Here is a 19,296-nt window from a genome sequence, read left to right as displayed (position 1 = left end):
GGCCGGCCCGCGCATCCCGGGTGGCCGGCCCGGCAGCGGTGCCCCGCTCAGCCGTAGGCGCCGGCGAACCAGGAGCGTACGGCCCGGGTGTGCAGGGGGAAGGCGAGTTCGTCCGGGGTGCGCAGTACCTCGTATCCGGAGGTCTCGTCCGTCGGTGCGGAGGGCGGGAGTTCGTCGGCGGGGCGGCGCGGGAGCAGTCCGAAGAGCAGCAGGTGGCCGTCCGGGGAGCTCAGCGCGTCGGCGAGGCGTACATCGGTCTCGTCGGCCGGGATGCCGGTCTCCTCGCGGAGTTCGCGTACGACGGCGTGGCGCCAGTCCTCGGCCCGGTCGACGTAGCCGCCGGGCAGGGCGATGCCGCCCTTGTGCGGAGGGATGGTGCGGGTGATGACGACCAGTCCGGTGCCCTGCGGTCCGGTCACGGGCAGGAGGGCGACGGCGACGGGCAGCGGGTTGCTGTACGCCGTGTGGCCGCAGGCGGCGCAGGTGCGCGGCCAGGTGTCGGCGGCGTACGGGGCTCCGCAGAAGCCGCAGTGGGAGTCCTTCACGGGCGGACTGTATCCGATCACCCTTCTCCTGGGGCTCCGAAGCTGATAGACGGTGTGCCCATGACAGGAATGAACCGTGTTCTCCGCGCCGTGGCCATCGCCGCCGCCGCTCTGCTCGCCGCGACCGCCGCCGCCCCGGCGGCCTCCGCCCGGCCCGAACCCAAGGCTCCCCCGGAGTTCGTCGACCTTCGCTCCGTCGATCCGACGATCCTCACGGAGATGCGCTACACCACCGCGCACAACTTCGTGGGAGAGCCGGTGGACGGCTACCGGCAGCCCGTGTGCATCCTGACGCGGCCGGCGGCGCAGGCGCTGCGCACGGCCCAGCGGAGCCTTCTGCGGAAGGGCTACTCGCTCAAGGTGTACGACTGTTACCGCCCGCAGCGCGCTGTCGACCATTTCGTGCGCTGGGCCGAGGATCTGGACGACCAGGCCATGAAGGACGAGTTCTATCCGCAGGTGGACAAGACGCGTCTGTTCGAGGACGGTTACATCGCGGAGAAGTCCGGGCACAGCCGGGGCAGCACCGTGGACCTCACCCTGGTGAAGCTGCCGGCGCTGCCGACCAGGCCGTACGAGCCCGGTGAGAAGCTGGCGCCCTGCTACGCGCCGCGGGACGCGCGCTTCCCCGACAACTCGGTGGACATGGGTACGGGCTACGACTGCTTCGACACCCTGTCGCACACGGACGACCCCCGGGTGCAGGGGGTGCAGCGAGCCAACCGTCAGTTCCTCAAGTCGACGCTGACCGGGCTGGGCTTCGTGAATCTGGCCGAGGAGTGGTGGCACTTCACCTACAAGCCCGAGCTCTTCCCCGACACCTATTTCGACTTCCCGGTGTCCAGGCGTTCCGTCGCGGGGCACTGACAGCGGCCCCCGCACGGGAACGGGCGGCCGGGACCACCGCCGTGGGCTCCGGCCGCCCGTCCCCGTGGTGGGACGCGGAACTGCCGTATCCGGTTGCCGTGCCAGCCGCTACGGTGCCCGTATGCCACAGCAGACTTTCAGTTCGTACGAAGAATTCTGGCCCTACTACGTCGCCATGCACTCCAGGGCGGCCACCCGGTGGATCCATCTGACGGGCACCCTGACCGGTCTCGCCCTGACCGCCTACGGTCTGGCGCGCGGCCGCAAGCGGTACGCCCTGGCGCTGCCGCTGATCGGCTACGGCACCGCGTGGCCGGCCCACTTCCTCATCGAGAAGAACAATCCGGCGACGTTCGGCAACCCCGCGTGGTCGCTGCGCGGCGACGCGCAGATGATCCGGATGATGCTCGCGGGACGGGACGCGGAACTCGCGGAGACCGCGCAGAAGTGGCTCGCGGAGAACGCGTGATCCAATGGTGCGCGCAGGGTTGACGGTCCGTCACCCCGGGTGAAGACTCCTGTCACGCCCGCCGCCCCCCTCACCGCACGCGCGGCCCGTACCCCGGTCGGCGGGGGTACGGGCCGCGTCCGGTTCCGGCGCCGGCGGCCGTCAGGTCGTGGCGGGTTCCCTGAGCCGGTCGGCACGCACCATGGCGTGTTCGACGACCGCGACCAGCACGTCCCGTACGGACGCCCTGTCGCGCGCGTCGCAGAGCAGCACCGGCACCTCGGGGTCGAGGTCGAGGGCCGCCCGGACCGTCTCGGTGGGGAACTGTTCGGCGCCCTCGAAGAGGTTGACCGCGACGGTGAAGGGGATCGCGCGGCGCTCGAAGTAGTCGACCGCCGCGAAGCAGTCCCCGAGCCGCCTGGTGTCCGCGAGAACCACCGCCCCCAGGGAGCCCTGGGCCAGCTCGTCCCAGAGGAACCAGAAGCGGTCCTGCCCGGGCGTCCCGAACAGATAGAGGACGAGGTCCTCGCGCAGGGTGATCCGGCCGAAGTCCATGGCCACCGTGGTGGTGTGCTTGCCCTCGACGCCCGCGACGTCGTCGACGGGACGTCCCGCCTCGCTCAGCCTCTCCTCCGTACGCAGCGGTCTGATCTCGCTGACCGCGCCCACCAGGGTCGTCTTGCCCACGCCGAAGCCACCCGCCACCAGGATTTTCAGGGTGACGGGCTCGACGTGCCGCTTTCTGCGGCTAGAGCGCCCGAAGGCCATTGATCACCTCGCGAAGAATGCTCTCGTCCGGCAGCTCGGCCGGCGGAACAGGACGGGTGACGTGCACCAGCTCGTCCTCGACGAGGTCACCGACCAGGACCCGGACCACCCCGACGGGGAGGTCCAGTCCTGAGGCGAGCTCGGCGATCGACTGGGGCATGTCGTGGCACAGTCGGACGATCTCCACGTGTTCCGGGGAGAGCGTCTGGTCCCGGCCGGGATCGTCGGCCGCCGGTTCGGGGATGACGATCGCGATCAGGTCGAGACGGTGACGGGACGCGCTGCTGGTTCGCCCCCGGGTCATCGCGTAGGGCCGGACCACCGGACCCGCGTCGGCGTCGTACCAGCGCGAGGAGCCCGCTTCCGCGGAAGCGTGCGGTGAGCCGGACGCGGTGTCACGGACGGAGTCGGCGCTCATGCCCTCGCCTCACCCTCCGGCGGGCATACCGGTGGTCCGGGGGGCGTTCGCCAGATGGGCCCCCACGCGCTTGACCATCAGGGTCATCTCGTACGCCACCTGGCCGACGTCCGAGTCGGAGTCGGCCAGGACGGCGAGACAGCTGCCGTCACCGGCGGCCGTGACGAAGAGGAATGCCTCGTCGAGTTCGACGACGGTCTGGCGGACACGGCCGGCGTCGAAGTGACGGCCCACGCCCTTGGCGAGGCTGTGGAATCCGGAGGCGACGGCGGCGAGGTGCTCGCTGTCCTCCCGGGTCAGGTCCTTGGACGTGCCGGTGGCGAGGCCGTCGCTGGAGAGGACCAGCGCCTTGCGGATGCTCGCGACGCGCTCGACCAGCTCGTCGAGGAGCCAATTCAGTTCGCCGGAGCCCTGGCGTGCTGCGTTCTGTGCTGCGGCGTTCGGTGCGGTCATCGACCGTCCCCTCCCGGAGTCGTTCCTGGTGCTGTCTCGCCGGGGCCGGTCGCGTCCTCGGCGTTCTGCCGACGGCCGCGCTGCCAGCCGCGTTGAAGCGAAGCCATGCGATTGCGTACTTCGTCCGCGTCACGTTCGAGGTCGTCGGCGGTGTCCGCGGGGGCGTGGCCGGAAGTCCGTCCTGCGGAGTCCTCCCGGAGCTGTGGGGCGAGGCTGGCCTGCCGGACCCTGCGCGGAAGGCCGCCCACCGTGTCGGGCGCGGGGCGCGGGGAGGCGGGGCGTGGCCGCTGCGGGTCGTCGGAACCGGAGACCGTCCGGCTGTCGGGGGCGGCGTGGGGCGCCGTGGGATGGGCCCGGCCTCCGTCGCCCGTGCGGTCCCGGTCGCCGATCCGGCGGCCCTGGTCGGCCACCAGCTTCGGCGTCTTGCGGCGCGGCAGCGGGACGGGCCCGGAGGGCCGCATCGGCCGGACGTCGGCGGAGGGCCCTTCGGAGGCGTCGTAGGCCTGCTGGTGCTGCTCGCGGTCGGCGGCCCTGCGCAGGTCGCGGGCCCGGAAGATGCCGCCCCGCTCGCTCTCGGTGTCCTCCAGGTCGGACACACCGTCGAGCACGGGGGCGAGCGCCGGGTCGAGCGCCCTGTCGAGGGCGGGGTCGTCGGTGAACCCGAGTGTGCCGACCGGCCCTTCGAGCTCGACGGGGCCGTCCAGCACGGACGGGTCGGTGAGCCCGGTGGGGACCGGGGAGAGCCCGGCGGGCCTGCCCGCGATGTCCCCGTCGGCGATGCCGTCCCTGCGTGCCTTGTCGCTGCCGGGCACGCCGCTGACCGGTCGGCCGCCGCCGATCGCCTTCTCCGCCCGGCGGTCCAGGCGGAAGCCGGTGCCGTGGGTGTCGGGGGCGTCGGTGAGCAGCTGCGAGGGTATGAAGACGACGGCTGTCGTCCCTCCGTACGGTGATGTCTGGAGCGACACCCTGACGTTCTGCCGCTGGGCCAGCCGGCTGACGACGAAGAGGCCGAGCCGGTCGGTGTCGGACAGCTCGAAGTCGGGGGTCTCGGCGAGCCGGAGGTTGGCGTCCAGGAGGACTTCCGGGGTCATGCCGAGGCCACGGTCGTGGATCTCCAGGGTGAAACCGTTGGCCACGCGTTCGCCGTGCACCTGGACCGCGGTGTGCGGGGGCGAGAACACCGTGGCGTTCTCCAGCAGTTCGGCGATCAGATGGGTGAGGTCGGCGACGGCGGGGCCGCCCACGCCGATGCGGGGCAGGCGCCGGACCTCGATGCGCTCGTAGTCCTCGACCTCCGCGACCGCCGCCCGCACCACGTCCATGAGCTGGATCGGCTTGCGCCACTGCCGGGAGGGGGCCGCCCCGGAGAGGATCACGAGGCCTTCCGCGTGGCGCCGCATGCGGGTGGTGAGGTGGTCGAGGCGGAAGAGGTCGGCGAGTTCGTCGCTGTTCTCGGTGCGCCGCTCCATGGTGTCCAGGAGGGTCAGCTGACGGTGCAGGAGCACCTGGTTGCGCCGTGCCAGGTTGACGAAGACCTCGGAGACGCCCCGGCGCATGTCCGCCTGCTTGACGGCGGCCTCGACCGCGGCCCGCTGGAGGGTGTTGAGGGCCTGTCCGACCTGGCCGATCTCGTCGCGCTCGTAACTGAGGTGCGGGGCCTCGGTCTCCACGTCGACCTGTTCGCCGGCGGCCAGCCGCCGCATCACGCTGGGCAGCCGTACTCCGGACACCTCGTGGGCGTCCTTGCGCAGCCGGGAGAGGTCCCGGACGAGTTCGCGGCCCACCCGGACGGACACGAAGACCGACACGAGCAGGGCGGCGAAGCCCAGGACGCCGGCGACGCCCGCCTGGATCAGGACCCGGTAGCCGGCGGGCTCGGCGCGGTCCTGGAAGCGGTTGGACATCTCGGTGCCGTCGTTGGCCAGGTGCGCCAGGACCGCGGGGGCGACCTCCTCCCAGCGCTCGGCGTCGACGGCGCCGGGCTTGGTGAACGGGCCCGCGGCGATGAGCTTCTGCTCGGCGGTGCGCAGCGGCTCGGTGTCGGGGCTGCGCCAGTACTGCTCCATACGCGCGCGCTCGTCCCCCGGGAGGAGTTCGAGGTTGACGTCGTACAGGAGCGTACGGCTCGCTGCGAGGTCGGAGACCGCGCGGAGTTCGGGTGCGCCGAGGCGTCCCGCGATGAGGCCCGAGGCGACCAGGGCGTCCTCGCGGGAGAGCATCTCGCGGGCGCGGGAGATCCCGACCAGGGCCCGGACCTGCTTGTCCATCGACACGTTCTCCATCGTGTGGAGACCGTTCAGGAAGCGGTAGCAGGGGTCGACCAGGCCGTTGTAGAAGGCGAGCGCCCTGGTCCGGTCGATGGTGCGCTTCTCCACGGACCCGCGCAGCGCGTCCAGTCCGTCGATCTCGCCGAGGATCGCGTCGAGCCGCGCTTCCGATTCCTGGCTCAGTTTGTCCCGGACGTCCTTGCTCTTCGCGCTCCGCCGGACGTCCGCCACGATCCGGTCCGTCGCCGCGCGCTGACGGCGCAGCAGGGGGAGGGCGTCCGAGGCCCGGGGGTCCGCGAGGAAGACGAGTGTCTGGCGGCGTTCGTCCTGGACGGCGCGGATGGTGTCCTCGAGGGGGTGGCCGACCTTCTCCACCACGGCGCTCGCACCCATGAGTTCGTTGGCCTCACGGCCGGTGACGTATGTGGCGAAGACCCAGAGGCCCGTGAGGGAGGCGAGCGGCACCAGGAGCAACGCCACGATCTTCCTGCGGATGGACTTCCCGCGAAAGCGCATGGCCTCCCCCAGCTCGGCCCCGCGTCGCGGGGGTGGTTGTGTCGGTGTCGTTCCGGATTTCCTGGTCGTTCCCGTGATCCCGCCGCGGCCCACCGTACGTCTGCCGGTGTTCCGTCAACAAGCGGCGCGAGCCTACTACTGACCCACGGGTAACTCGAAGACGTGTCCGGACGTTTTCCAGCCGCTCTCCCTTGCCTTGCTCACCAGTTGTACCGGTATTCCCGGCGATGAAGTTCGCGAAAGCGACAGAGAGTCCCTGGCCGAAGGCGGTGCATCCTCACAAGGCAGTTGGCTGGAATTCTTCGTTCCGTGACCTTTCGGGGCTGATTGAGACCTCCGGGCGGGAATCTTCACTCCATGGCGTTCGTCCACATGTACGGGGCAGAAGAACCTCACGGGGGTACGTGCGACAGGCGAGCGGTGTCGCCCGCGTAGAACGGGCGACGGCCGGGCAGCCACCCTGGAGTCGGACAGTGGCGGGGAGTTGAAGGTCCTTGGAAACGGATGAGCGCCGGAACGGAGCGGAATCACCGGCAGAGGCACCGGCGGCCGGAGCCCGCATCCCACGACAGCAGCTGTGGGTGGAGGAGCCCGCGATACGGCGCAGGATGCCGGACCCGGTGCGGACGGCCGCCGTGCGGGCCGTCCTCATCATGTCGCTGACCATCATTCTGGCCATGGTGGCGTTCCTCTGCACCGTGGCGGGCTCCTGGCTCGCCTTCCCGATGGTGCTGAGCGGTGTCGCGAGCACGGTGGTCGCGACCTGGTCGGTGCTGGACGTCTGGGTGACACGCCAGGTGTGGAATCAGCGCAACGGCGTGGTGTCCATGCCGAGCAGCACCGCACGCCGCATGCGCCGGGAGCGCCGGGCGGCCAGGGCCCGGGCCCGAAGGGAGGACCGGATACGCCGCCGGGGCGAGGGCAGGCTCTCGCGGGCCTGACGGTCCTCGCCCCGGACGCTCACGCGAGGGACTCGGCCTGATCCGGAGGAGAGGCCCTACGACTTCTCCAGCGTCTCGGTCATCTCCGTGCGCATCTCCGGCACCGGTGCCCCGCCCGGGGTACCGGATGCCTGGCCGGTCCGCTTGAACATGCGGGTGGCGGTGATCTCGCCGTGCACGGTCTCGCCCTCGGGGTCCTGCTGGGGCAGTCCGGGCCGCAGGTGCTCCTCGACGCTGATGTACTTCAGCCCGGCCCGCAGGTCCGCGTCGTTGCGCAGCCGGATGACGAGGGGGAACTCCGCGAGTGCCGTCGTGTCGAACAGCCCCGTCGTGTAGAGGAGCTGGACGCCCAGCGCGTCGGAGACGGCGCGCTGGAGTTCCAGCAGATAGGTGGCGTTGGCCCGGCCGATGGGGTTGTCGAGGAAGAGCGTGCCCGCGTGGCGGTGCCGGTCGCGTCCCCGGTCGTTGCTGCGCAGTGCCGCCATCGTGCAGTACAGCGCGATGGCCGCGGTGAGCAGCTGGCCTCCGGAGAAGACGTCGCCCATCTGTCCGACCGGGACGCGCTCCGCGCGGAGCACCGCGTCCGGCTTCAGGATCTCCACCGCGATGCCCTTGGGCTGAAGGGCCGCCTGTACACCGCGCAGCAGGAGGGACATGCCGTCCCTGCGCAGATCGGAGTTCTTCTTGAGGGCGGCGTGCGTGGCCTCGTCGATGACCTCGCCGAGCCGCTCGGTGAGGGTGGCCTGGTCGGGTTCCTCGAAGCGGATCCGGAGGAACTCCTGGCCGGACCACTCTCCCAGTCCTTCGGGGAGCTGGGAGAGGCGCTGGGCGGAGCGCAGGGTGGTGAGCGCGGACTCCACGAGGCCCCGGAGCCGGTCGACGATGGAGTCGCGGTTGCGTTCCAGCTGGACGAGCTCGTCGGTGAGCACGCGCAGTCGGGGCGCGAAGGCCGCCGCCCACTTCTCCGCGTGGTCGGGCAGCGCGACGGCGGGGAGTTCGCGGATCTGCTGCCGGGCCGGGGTGCGGACCTGTTCGTAGCGGGTGGAGTTGGCGTGGCGTACGAGGACGTCGCTCGCCTCCCGGACCGAACTCTCCGCGGCGGACAGGTCGGTGGCGCAGCCACGCAGTGAGCGGCGGGCCTCGGCGGCGGACTGCCTGGCCTCTTCCAGGGTGCCGGGATAGGGGTCGGGCGTCTCGGTCTCCTCGTCCGCGCCGTGGTCCCTGAGCAGGTCGCGCAGGAGCGCCGCGGTCTCGTCGAAGCCGCTCGCGGAGTCCTCGGCGGTGCGGTGCGCGCGCAGCAGTTCGGCGTGGGCGGCGCGGGCCGTGTCCAGCGCCGCGGTGGCGGAGGCGAGTTCGGACGTGGCCGTACGCAGCAGGCTCTGGGCCCCCTCGGCGTCGGCGGGGACGAGCTCGTCGGGGAGCTCGGTGTGGTGGGGAGCCTCGTCGGCGGGCGCGAGCCGCTCGGCCTCACCGCGGAACCGGCCGAGCTGCTCGCTGGCGGCCGAGGCGCGGGTCTCCAGGAGCTGGACGAGGGACTCGGCACGGGCTGCGGCTGCCTGCCGTGAGGGGCCGTCGGCCCCGTCGGTGCCTTCGAGGAGCTGGGCGGCTCGGGTACGGACTTTGTTGGTGAGGCGGTCGAGCTCGGCGAGGGCGGCGCTCTCGTCGCTCTCGGCTCGTGCCTGCTCGGCGCGCAGATCCGCGCCGACGCCGACCTTCTCGTACAGCCGGGACGCGGCCCGGTACGCCTCGCGCAGGGCGGGGAGGGAGGTGCGCGGGGCTGAGGCGTCCGGCTCCGGGAGGGTTTCCGGGGCTCCGGCGATCTCGGCGCGTTCGGCGCGCAGAGCGCGTGCGGTGCGGTGGGCGTCGTCGGCTGCGCGCTGCGCGGCCCTGCGGTCCTCGTCGGCGGCGCGGGCGCGCTCCAGGCAGGCCGTGGCGCGGGCCTCGGACTCGGCCGCCTCGTCGGTGAGTTCGCGCAGCCGCGCCTGCCAGCCCGCACGGTCGCGGAGGCGGTGGGCGAGGCCGGCGAGGGCGTCGGCAGCACGGCGGGCGCGCTGGGCCGCCTCCTGTCGCTCGTCGCGGACGCGCGCGGCGTCGGCGGCTGCCTCGTCGGCCTCCGCCCGGACGGTGCGCGCCTCGGCGAGCGCGGCCTCCGCGGTCTCGGCGGCGGCGCGGGACGTACGAGCCGCTTCGCCGAGCTCCGCGAGCATGCCGGGCGGGCAGTCGGCGCGCCAGGAACCGATGCGGGCGGCGAGCGAGCGGTCGGCGGTCAGCCGGGCGGCGAGCGTCCGGATGTCCTCGTCGCGCGCGGCGGCTCGGGCCCTGAGCGCCTGCCGCTCCTCGTCGGCCGCGTGTTCGTCGTGCATCGCCGGGTTCGGGGGTACGAGGAAGACGCCGTCCGCCCCGTCACCGCCCGGGGCGGGCACGGGGGCGAGGAGGGCCGCGGTGGTGCCGACGGCCACGGCCGACCTGGGCAGCAGGGCGGCGGCGGCGAGGACCTCCCGGGCACGGGTGTGCGCGTCCGGGTCGGTGATGACGACGCCGTCGACGAGCTCGGGGCGTGCGGCCAGGACCGAGGCGTGGTCGGCGGGGTCGACGGCCTGGGCGAGGTAGCGCCAGCCGGGCAGGGCCGGGATGCCGTGCTCGCCGAGGTATTCGACGGTGGCGAGGACGTCGGGTCCCGGGGGCAGCAGCCCGCCGTCGCCGAGCGCTCCGAGGATGCGGGAATCGTCGGCGGCAGCGGTGCGCAGGTCGAAGAGCCGGCGCTCGGCGGCGGAAACTCCCTGGTCCAGGAGCTCCTTCAGCTCGTCGGCGCTGGTGTCGAACTCCTCGGCCGTGAGGAACCGCTCCTCACCGGAGCCGGTTTCGTGGTCGCCGTCGCCCGTCTCGTCCGCCGCCGCGGCCCGGCGGGGGTGCGGCACGCCGCCGGAGGGGGCGGGGAGCCCCAGCAGGTCGGCGAGGCGGGGGTCGGCGGCGATCGACTCGGCGGCCCTGCGCTCGGCCTCGTAGGACTGCTCGGCGGCCTGTGCGCCGTCGGCGGCGCGGGCCGCCGCGAGCTCGGTGCGGCTCTCCGCCGCCGCGGCCTCCCTGGCCTGGTCGGAGGTGGCACGGGCGGCCTCGCGCGCGGTGTCCCAGGCGGCGACGGCGGCCTTCTCCGCGTCGTTCGCGGCGAGGGCGGCGCGGGCGGGGTCGGCGTCCGGCGCGGTGTCGTCGAGCCAGCCGGCCCGGACGGCATCGGCGGTCTCCTGCTCGACCTCGGCGAGGCGCTGGCGCAGATGTCCGGCCTCGCTGCGGGCGCGCTGCGCCTCGGTGGCCGCGGTGGTGGCGTCCCGGTGAGCCGTCTCCCCGGTGGACTGGAGGGTCGCGGAGCGCTCCTCCTCCTCGTCGGCCACCCGCTCCCCCGCCTCGGCGGCGGTGTGCAGGGCGCGCACGAGATCGGCGGCGGCCGTGGCGCGGGCGGCGAGTGCGGGGGCCGCGTCGCGCTCGGCCTCGCGGATGGCCACGGCGACCCTGGCCGAGCGGTCGGCGGCGGCCCGGTGGCGCAGGACGGCTTCGGCGGCCTGCCAGGCGGAGTGCAGGGTGCGCGCCTCGCCCAGTTCGCGGCGCTGGGCGGCGGCGCTCTTCTCGGCTGCGGCCAGGGCGAGGGAGGCGTGCCGGTAGGCCAGCTCGGCGGCGATCCGGTCCCGGTGGCCCCGGGTCGCCTCGGCCTCGGTGACGGTGTGGGCGGCGGCCGTGACCTGCTGGGCGAGCTCGGCGGTACGGCCGCGTTCCTCGGCGGCGCGGCCGGAGAGCCGGCGGGCGAGGGTACGGGTGCGCCGCTCGGCGCCGGCGTGGATGTCCCGGCTGCGGGCCCGGGTGGAGGTGGCGTCGACGATCCGCCCGAGCAGGTCGACGGAGCCCGCGGTGAAGTCGCGCTCGGCGGTGAGCTCGGCGCGGCGGCCGAGCTTGTTGCCGAAGCCGCTGACGAGGTCGGCGAGACCGTCCGTGTCGCGGGTGTCGGTGACGGCCCGCAGCAGCAGGTCGGTGAAGTCGGAGTCCTTCTTGACGGCGAAGAGGCCCGCCGCCTCGCCCTCGTCCGCGTTCATCTCGCGCTGGTAGCGGAAGAGTTCCGGGTCGAGCCCGAGGTCGCCGAGGTGTTCGTTCCAGCGGTCGTGGATCTCTTCCCAGTGCACGTCGAGGTGCGGGTAGAACTTGCCCGCGTCCATGAGGGCGTCGCGGAAGCCCTTCATGGTGCGCCGCCTGCCGCGGGCACCCGAGACCCCTTCGACGGGCCTGCCCACCGAGGTGGCCTCCGCGACGGGAAGGCTGTCGAGGCTGAGGCCGGGTCCGGGGCGGAAGGAGTACCAGGCTTCGGCGAACTTGCGGGGGTCGTTGGAGACCTGGCGCCCGCGCCACTCGCTGACCTTGCCGACGACCACGCACTCGCCGGTGATCGTGTGCTGCCACTCCAGGGCGACGTGGCCGCAGTCGTCGGCGAGCAGGAACTTGCGCAGGACGCCGGAGCTGGCGCCGCCCAGGGTGTTGCGGTGTCCCGGCAGCATCACCGAGAAGATCAGCTTGAGCAGGACGGACTTGCCGCCGCCGTTCTCCAGGAACAGCACACCGGCGGGAGCCGGGCGGCGCGGCGGTCCGACGGGCTCGTCCTCGAAGAACTCCGCCTGGGCCGGGGCGGGCCTGGGGACGGGCTCGCCGACTCCGCGCAGGTCGAGCACGGTGTCGGCGTAACGCGCACCGGCGGGCCCGATCGAATAGAGGCGGACCCGGGACAACTCGTACATGGCGGCGGACTCTCGTCGTTCAGGCGGTGGTCGGGGAGCTGGGGCGGGGCTGGTTCAGGAGTGGAAGGGGAGTCCCGCGTCGGCGGCCAGCTCCAGGCCCTCGGCGTCGGGCGGGGGCAGCAGGGTGGCCGAGCCGTCGGTGACCGGGACCACGCCCAGCTCCAGCAGTTCGGCCATGGCGGCGCTGCCCGCCATGTCGCGCACCTGGAGCTGGTAGCGGGCGGTCGTGCGGTACGCGCCGCCCGCGTCGTCCCCGGTGCGCTGGAGGAAGCCGGAGTCGGTGAGGAAGGCGACGGCCTTGCCGATGATGCCCGTGGTGGATCCGGCGAGCCTGCGGGCGTCCTTGGTCGCTCCGGTGGAGCTGCGGCGGGCGTAGATCCGCCACCCGGACTCCAGGCCCGGGGTCTCGGTGGCCGGGTCGGTGTTGTCGCCCTGCTCCTCGGCGCGCTCCTCGAGCCGGCGGCAGGCCTGGCGGACGAAGGCGTCGACGCCGTTGACCGTGATGCGGCCGATGTAGGAGTCGTCGGCCAGGTCCTCGGGCCGGGGGAAGGCCATGGCGGCCACGGCGAGGTGGGCGAGGCCGTGCAGGAAGCGGTCCGCGGAGTCCGTGGAGGCGCGCCGGGCGTAGTCGCCCACGCGTAGGGCGAAGACCGAGTCCTCGGCGGCGGTCACGGCCATCCCGGCGCGCGTGGAGACCTCCAGAACGATGAGTCCGAGCCCGGTGGCGACGGCGTCCGCGAGCCGGGCGAAGGCGGGCTCCTCCCTGTACCGGCGGAGCAGCTCGGCGTATTCGGCGTCGCGGGCGGGCATCAGCTTGGGCTGCAGCCCGAAGGAGACCAGCCGGGCCGCGTCGGCCGCGTCGGCGGGGGTGAGCGCGGCGGGAGCGGCCTGCCGTGCGGCGTCGGCCGCCTGCGTGAAGGGCTGGTCGCCCCACGCGTCGGTGTGCTCGGCGTGCTGCTCGCTCAACTCGGTGACTCCTCGGTACGGGTGGGGGTGCCGCGATCGGGCGGCGGGGCGGTGGTCATGAGGCGTCCTTGCGGTCCGCCGCCATGCCCGCCGCGTCCAGCAGGGCCATGCCCACTATCAGGTCGGCGCCGCCGAATTCGTGGTCCTCCAGCGGGGTGCCGTCGTCGACGGCGAAGAGCAGCCGGCGCTCTCCCTGGCGGTAGGCCGTGCCGACCGGCGGGCTCGCGGCGTGCACGGCGAGCAGGGCCACCAGGTAGGGCAGGTCGGGGTCGCGCAGCCGGGCCTCGGCGAGGAGCCCGGAGAGCCTGCGGGGGGCGTCGTGCTCCAGGTCGAGCAGCTCCATGGCGTGTCCGAGCTGTTCCTCGCTGAACCGGCTGTCGTCGGGGGTGGCGATGAGGTCCGGTTCGGGCATCTCGGCGCCGAGGTGCTCCCGCTCCACCGGGGGCATGAGCAGCAGGTCGACGAGGTCGCCGACGCGCACCGAGGTGGGGGTGCGCAGTCCCGTGCCGTGCGCGAAGAACGCGTCGGTGACCCGGGTCGCCTCCTCGACGGGCAGCGGCAGCAGCGGGGCGACGAGCTGGCCGTACAGGTCGAGGCCGGCCCGCGCGGTCGGAGTGGCGAACGCCTGCCGGTCCTGCTCGGCGCGGAAGAGCGGTCCGGCCTCCAGCAGCCTGGACTGGAGCTGGGTGTGGCGCCGGATGCAGTCCTTGACGATGTCGACGAGCTCGGCGGCGCGGCGCTTGTGCTCGGGTTCCTCCGCCTCGTCCCGGGCCTTGCGGATGTTGGTGAGGATGGCGTTCTCGTGGCGGTAGCGGTCGGCGACGTGGTCCAGCGCCTCGGTGATCATGTCGGGGACGGCGTTGAGCCAGTCGACGGCGCGGACGTTGCGCCGGGTCGCCTCCAGCGTCCTGCGGAGCGTCTCGGCGTACTGCACGGTGCGGTAGCGGGCCTGTTCGGCGGCGAGCTGCGCGTCGGCGAGGCGGCCCCTGCTGATCAGGACCTCCAGCTTCACCTCGGCGGCGATCTGGGCGCTGGTGACATCCGTGTCCAGGGCACCGACCAGGACGTTGACCGCCTCGTCGGTGGCGCGGAGGTAGACGGTGCCGCCGTGGCCGGGGACTTCCTCGATGAGCTTGAAGTCGTAGTCCCTGCGGACGTAGACGCCGTCGGGGCCGAAGGTGCCGTAGACCGCGCGGAAGCCGCGGTCCACGCTGCCGACGTTGATCAGGTTCTCCAGGACCCAGCGGGCGACCCGTTCGTGCTCGGTGACGGGGCGGCTCGGTGCCTGGGCGGCGACCCGGGGAAGCAGCCTGGCCACTATCTGGTCGTGGTCGGCGCCCGTGTCGAAGTCCATGTTGAGGGTGACCAGGTCGATCGCGGCGAGGGCGACCTCGGCCATCGCGTAGACCGTGTACTCACCGGCCAGATTAGCCTTGCGCACGTCCAGGTCGTGCAGCGGAGCGGTGCAGGCGAGCGCGCGCAGCCGACGCGAGAGCCCCTCATCGGCGGCGGGGCCCGGGGCGGGCCTCGGTCCCGCGCTGAGCTGGGGCGCAGCGGTCTGGGTGTCGGCAGGCGAAGTCACGCTGCACAGATTAGGTCCTCGCACCGACAACGGTCGAAACGGTGCGGAAGCGACCGCTCACGCCCGCCCGTATCCGCCCCCGCCGGGGGTGCGCAGCACCAGGACGTCCCCGGTGTCCAGCTCGGCGGTGTCGCAGCCGTCGAGCGGGGTGACGGTCGTGCCGTCGGCGCGTTCGACGTAACTCTCGCCGAGCGCGCCGGGTCCTCCGCCGGCCATGCCGTACGGCGCCACCCTGCGGTGTCCGGACAGCAGGGCGACGGTGACGGGTTCGAGGAAGCGGAGCCTGCGTTCGACTCCCCGGCCGCCGTGCCAGTGGCCCGTGCCGCCGCTGTCCTCGCGTACGCCGAAGCTCTCCAGCAGCACCGGGTAGCGCCATTCGAGGATCTCGGGGTCGGTGAGCCGCGAGTTGGTCATATGGGTCTGCACGGCGTCGGCCCCGTCGAATCCGTCCCCGGCGCCCGACCCGCTCGCGACCGTCTCGTAGTACTGGACGCGGCTGTTGCCGAAGGTGAGGTTGTTCATGGTGCCCGAGCCCTCGGCCTGGACCCCTAGGGCCGCGTACAGGGCCCCGGTGACCGCCTGGGAGGTCTCCACGTTGCCCGCGACGGTCGCCGCGGGGTGGACGGGGGCCAGCATCGATCCCTCCGGGACCCGCACGTCCAGGGGCTTCAGACAGCCGCTGTTGAGCGGGATGTCCTCGTCGACGAGCGTCCTGAAGACGTAGAGGACGGCGGCCATGACCACGGACTTCGGGGCGTTGAGGTTGCCGGACTGCTGCGGCGAGGTGCCGGTGAAGTCGATGACGGCCCGGCGGGCCTCCCGGTCCACGGTCACGGCCACCTCGATGACGGCGCCGTTGTCGGTCTCGTAGCGGCGAGAGCCGTCGCGCAGGTCCGCGACGATCCGCCGCACGGACTCCTCGGCGTTGTCCTGGACGTGCCCCATGTACGCCTCGACGACGTCGCGGCCGAACTGGCGGGTCATGCGGCGCAGTTCCTCGATGCCCTTCTCGTTCGCCGCGATCTGGGCGCGGAGATCGGCGAGGTTGGTGTCCGGGTCCCTGGAGGGGTGGGCCGCGGTGGTGAGGAGCTCGCGGGTCTCCGCCTCGCGCAATGTTCCGTCGCGCACCAGCAGCCAGTTGTCGAAGAGGACGCCCTCCTCGTGGACGGTGCGGCTGAAGGCGGGCATGGAGCCGGGGGTGATGCCGCCGATCTCCGCGTGGTGGCCTCGCGACGCCACCAGGAACCGCAGCTCGCGCGCCCGGCCGTGCGAGGGCCTGTCCGCGGGCCCGTCCGCGTGATCGCGCGCGGCCCCTCCCCCGTGCTCGTCGGCCGGCCCGTCCGCGGGCTCCTGCTCGTGCTCGTCAGCGGGCTCGTCGAAGTCGAACACGGGGGTCACGACGGTCACATCGGGCAGATGGGTGCCCCCGTGGTACGGATCGTTGACGGCGTACACGTCCCCGGGGCGCATCGAGTCCCTGTCGCGCCTCAGCACCTCCTTGATGGACTCCCCCATCGAGCCCAGATGGACGGGGATGTGCGGTGCGTTGGCGATCAGGTTGCCGTCCGCGTCGAACAGCGCGCACGAGAAGTCCAGGCGCTCCTTGATGTTGACGGAGTGCGCCGTGTTCTCCAGTCGCACGCCCATCTGTTCGGCGATCGACATGAAGAGGTTGTTGAACACTTCGAGCATGACCGGGTCCACCCTGGTGCCGACGGCGGTCCGTTCCGGCCGTGGGTCCACCCGTCGCAGCACGAGGTGTCCGGCCGGTCCGGCGGTAGCACTCCAGCCGGGTTCGACGACGGTGGTGGCGTCGTCCTCCGCGACGAGGGCGGGGCCGGCCACGGTGTCCCCGGGACGCAGTGCCTCCCTCCGGAGCAGCCCGGCGTCCCGCCAGCCGCCCCCGGCGAACATCCGGACCCGCCCCGACGGCGGGGGCTGTTCGTCGCCCGCGTCCCGGGCGACCGCGTGCGGGAGGTGCGGTCCGGCGGCTCCGGTGGCCTCCACGGAGACGGTCTCGACCACCAGGGGCTTGTCCATGGTGAAGCCGTACCGCGCCCGGTGAAGAGCTCCGAACTCCTCGCCCATCGCGGCGACCGTGTTGGGCCCGACGGGCAGCGCGGCGTCCGTCCCCTCGTAGCGCAGCAGGATCCGCGCCCGGGTGCGGATGGCGTCGTCCGGGACTCCGTCGGCGCGGAGTTCGGCGCGGGTGCGCTCGGCGAGGCCCTCGCCGACGCCGTCCACCCGGGCCCTGGTCTCCTCGTCCAGTTCGGCCTCGACGGACTGCTCGCGCATCGCGGTGGCGTCGGCCAGGCCGATCCCGTACGCGGAGAGGACCCCGGCGAGGGGCGGTACGAGGACGGTGTCGATGCCCAGGGCGTCGGCGACCGCGCAGACGTGCTGCCCGCCCGCGCCTCCGAAGCCGGTGAGCGCGTAACGCGTGATGTCGTGGCCGCGCTGGACGGAGATCTTCTTGACCGCGTTCGCCATGTTGAGCACGGCGATCTCCAGGAAGCCCGCGGCCACCTCTGCGGCGTCCGCGGTCCGGCCGGTGGCCTCCGACACCTCGCGCGCCAGCGCGTCGAAGCGCTCCCGTACGAGCCCGGCGTCGAGCGGCTGGTCGCCACCGGGGCCGAAGACGGCGGGGAAGTGCTCCGGGCGGACGCGGCCGAGCATCACGTTGGCATCGGTGACGGTGAGCGGCCCGCCCCTGCGGTAGCAGGCCGGTCCCGGGTCGGCTCCGGCGGAGTCGGGGCCGACCCGGTAGCGCCGGCCGTCGAAGTGCAGGACGGAACCGCCGCCGGCCGCCACGGTGTGGATGCTCATCATGGGCGCGCTCATCCGCACCCCGGCCACCTGCGTGCCGAGCTCGCGCTCGAACTCGCCCGCGTAGTGCGACACATCGGTGGACGTGCCGCCCATGTCGAAGCCGATGACCCGGTCGTGGCCCGCCTGTTCCGACGTACGCGCCATGCCGACCACGCCCCCGGCGGGCCCCGAGAGCACGGCGTCCTTGCCCCGGAAGTGCGAGGCCTCGCGCAGTCCGCCGTTGGACTGCATGAACATCAGCCGGATTCCGGCGAGTTCGGCGGCCACCTCGTCGACGTAGCGGCGCAGGATCGGCGAGAGGTAGGCGTCGACGACGGTGGTGTCGCCGCGCGGTACGAGCTTGATGAGCGGGCTGACCTCGTGCGAGCAGCTGACCTGGGTGAACCCCGCCCGCCTGGCCTCCGCCGCCACGGCCTTCTCGTGACCGGGGTGGCGGTAGCCGTGCATGAGGACGACGGCCGCGCTGCGGAGCCCGTCGGCGGCTGCGGCCTCGAGGCGCTCGGCCACGGCGGGGACGTCGAGGGGCCGCACGGTGCCGCCCCGGGCGTCGATGCGCTCCGGGACCTCGATGACCCGGTCGTAGACGGCCTCGGGAAGCAGGATGCGGCGGTCGAAGAGGCGCGGCCGGTTCTGGTACGCGATCCGCAGGGCGTCCCGGAAGCCTTCGGTGATGACCAGGACGGTCGGCTCGCCGCGCCGCTCCAGGAGGGCGTTGGTGGCGACGGTGGTGCCCATCTTGACGCCCGCGACCCGGTCGGCCGGGACCGGGTCACGGGGGCCGAGGCCGAGCAGCAGCCGGATTCCGGCGACGGCGGCGTCCGGGTAGCGGCCGGGGTCGTGCGAGAGCAGTTTGCGGGTGACCAGGTGACCGTCGGGGTCGCGTCCCACCACGTCCGTGAAGGTGCCGCCGCGGTCGATCCAGAACTCCCAGCGTCCGGTCATCCCTCCATTCTCCCGTGGGGGACGGACCCTCGCAGGGAGGGCGTCCGGGCGAGCCCGCCCAGTGCCTCCCGCAGTGCCTGCTCGGCGCGCGCGTCGAGCCTGCCGCTCGTGCCGCGTGCCCGGTGGCAGACCTCGGCCGCCGCGAGGCCCAGCAGCTGGGGCAGCAGGTCCGTACTGCGGCGGGCCAGCCAGCCTGTTCCCTCGGTGGCCATCCAGCGGACGGCGGCGGCCCGGCTCGGCGGCGGCTGACGGGGCTCGCTGCCGGGCGGGGGGCCCGTGGCGAGCCCGCGTTCGGCGAGCAGCCGGTGGAATCCCACGGCCAGCCTCCGGTGCCCCCGCTCGCCCGGGTGGAGCCGGTCGACGCTCCACAGCGAGCGGTCCTGGACCCAGGCCGGGTCGGAGGCGTGCAGATGGACGGCGTCGTAGCGGGCGGAGAGTGCGTGCACCACGGCGTTCACGGCCTGCTGGCGCCGTGCCAGCGGGTGGCGCAGCGGGCCGGGGAGGCCCAGCGCCGTGCCGGGGTCGGGCAGACACGCCGTCAGGAGTACGGCTCCGCCGTCGGCGAGCAGCGCGCAGACCTCGTCGAGCCGCCCGGTCAGCCGCTGGATGTCGAAGGAGCGTCGCAGGGTGTCGTTGACGCCTACGACGACCGAGGCGATGTCGGGCCTGAACGCCGCCGCTGCCGCCGCCTGGTGCTCCCGTACGTCTTGGGACAGCGCGCCGCGGACGGCGAAGTTGCGGAACTCCACGTCCCGGTCCGCGCTCCCGAGTCCCCCGGCGAGCAGGGCCGCCCAGCCCCGCCGGCCTCCCGGGACCGGGTCGCCGATGCCCTCGGTCAGCGAGTCCCCGAGCGCGGCGAACCGCACGGTGGCACGGGCCGGCACCGCCGCGCACGGGGACAGGGGTGCTCCCGTGGAGGCCTGCGCGGGCGCTCCCGCCGAAGCGCGTCCGGGCGCCGCCGTGGAGGCCTGCGCGGGCA

General features: G+C 73.3%; 13 protein-coding genes. 3 read left to right on the top strand and 10 right to left on the bottom strand.

What is annotated here, in order from left to right; genetic code table 11:
- Positions 1–47: 47 nt before the first annotated feature.
- Positions 48–545 carry an NUDIX domain-containing protein gene (locus AMK10_RS30800; RefSeq protein WP_079180922.1) on the bottom strand — a complete coding sequence of 166 codons (498 nt, stop codon included), beginning with the start codon at positions 543–545 and terminating at the stop codon, positions 48–50.
- 60 nt (positions 546–605) lie between these two features.
- Between AMK10_RS30800 and AMK10_RS30795 the strand changes: the two genes are divergently transcribed.
- Together AMK10_RS30795 and AMK10_RS30790 are read left to right on the top strand one after the other, a co-directional pair.
- Positions 606–1,412, top strand: coding sequence for a M15 family metallopeptidase (locus tag AMK10_RS30795; RefSeq protein ID WP_073751944.1), 807 nt, complete (start codon positions 606–608; stop codon positions 1,410–1,412).
- Positions 1,413–1,533: 121 nt separating this feature from the next.
- Entirely contained in the window at positions 1,534–1,881 is a 348-nt protein-coding gene (locus AMK10_RS30790) for a DUF962 domain-containing protein (RefSeq protein ID WP_073751943.1), read from the top strand.
- Positions 1,882–2,022: 141 nt separating this feature from the next.
- Here the strand turns inward: AMK10_RS30790 and AMK10_RS30785 are convergent, their stop codons facing one another.
- Genes AMK10_RS30785 through AMK10_RS30770 form a run of 4 tightly spaced genes read right to left on the bottom strand, consistent with a single transcriptional unit; the run spans position 2,023 to position 6,282 of the window.
- Positions 2,023–2,628: a GTP-binding protein gene (locus AMK10_RS30785; protein WP_073751942.1), complete on the bottom strand. Its 606-nt coding sequence runs from the start codon at positions 2,626–2,628 to the stop codon at positions 2,023–2,025.
- Complete coding sequence (locus tag AMK10_RS30780) at positions 2,609–3,046, bottom strand: DUF742 domain-containing protein (protein ID WP_073751941.1); 438 nt, start codon at positions 3,044–3,046, stop codon at positions 2,609–2,611. The genes AMK10_RS30785 and AMK10_RS30780 overlap by 20 nt, the downstream gene beginning before the upstream one ends.
- A 9-nt stretch (positions 3,047–3,055) precedes the next feature.
- Entirely contained in the window at positions 3,056–3,499 is a 444-nt protein-coding gene (locus AMK10_RS30775) for a roadblock/LC7 domain-containing protein (protein WP_073751940.1), read from the bottom strand.
- Positions 3,496–6,282, bottom strand: a complete 2,787-nt coding sequence (locus AMK10_RS30770) for a sensor histidine kinase (protein ID WP_073751939.1) — start codon at positions 6,280–6,282, stop codon at positions 3,496–3,498. Before AMK10_RS30770 ends, AMK10_RS30775 begins: the two co-directional genes overlap by 4 nt.
- A 494-nt stretch (positions 6,283–6,776) precedes the next feature.
- Here AMK10_RS30770 and AMK10_RS30765 point away from each other — a divergent pair, with 494 nt between their 5' ends.
- Positions 6,777–7,223, top strand: a complete 447-nt coding sequence (locus AMK10_RS30765) for a hypothetical protein (RefSeq protein WP_073751938.1) — start codon at positions 6,777–6,779, stop codon at positions 7,221–7,223.
- Positions 7,224–7,279: 56 nt separating this feature from the next.
- Here the strand turns inward: AMK10_RS30765 and AMK10_RS30760 are convergent, their stop codons facing one another.
- The 5 genes from AMK10_RS30760 to AMK10_RS30740 are packed head-to-tail and all read right to left on the bottom strand — an operon-like array spanning position 7,280 to position 19,201.
- The gene (locus AMK10_RS30760) at positions 7,280–11,998 is read right to left on the bottom strand and encodes a hypothetical protein (protein ID WP_073751937.1); all 4,719 of its coding nucleotides are present in this window, start codon (positions 11,996–11,998) and stop codon (positions 7,280–7,282) included.
- A 54-nt stretch (positions 11,999–12,052) separates the two neighbouring features.
- Complete coding sequence (locus AMK10_RS30755) at positions 12,053–12,964, bottom strand: hypothetical protein (protein WP_073751936.1); 912 nt, start codon at positions 12,962–12,964, stop codon at positions 12,053–12,055.
- A 55-nt stretch (positions 12,965–13,019) separates the two neighbouring features.
- Complete coding sequence (locus AMK10_RS30750) at positions 13,020–14,546, bottom strand: hypothetical protein (protein WP_073751935.1); 1,527 nt, start codon at positions 14,544–14,546, stop codon at positions 13,020–13,022.
- A gap of 57 nt (positions 14,547–14,603) precedes the next feature.
- Positions 14,604–18,317: a hydantoinase B/oxoprolinase family protein gene (locus tag AMK10_RS30745; protein ID WP_073751934.1), complete on the bottom strand. Its 3,714-nt coding sequence runs from the start codon at positions 18,315–18,317 to the stop codon at positions 14,604–14,606.
- Positions 18,314–19,201 carry an SGNH/GDSL hydrolase family protein gene (locus AMK10_RS30740; protein WP_382567564.1) on the bottom strand — a complete coding sequence of 296 codons (888 nt, stop codon included), beginning with the start codon at positions 19,199–19,201 and terminating at the stop codon, positions 18,314–18,316. The genes AMK10_RS30745 and AMK10_RS30740 overlap by 4 nt, the downstream gene beginning before the upstream one ends.
- Between the last annotated feature and the right edge of the window lie 95 nt (positions 19,202–19,296).

The sequence above is a fragment of the Streptomyces sp. CB02058 genome (assembly GCF_001905505.1).
Taxonomy (GTDB): Bacteria; Actinomycetota; Actinomycetes; order Streptomycetales; family Streptomycetaceae; genus Streptomyces.
This window is presented reverse-complemented; position numbering and strand designations above follow the sequence as displayed.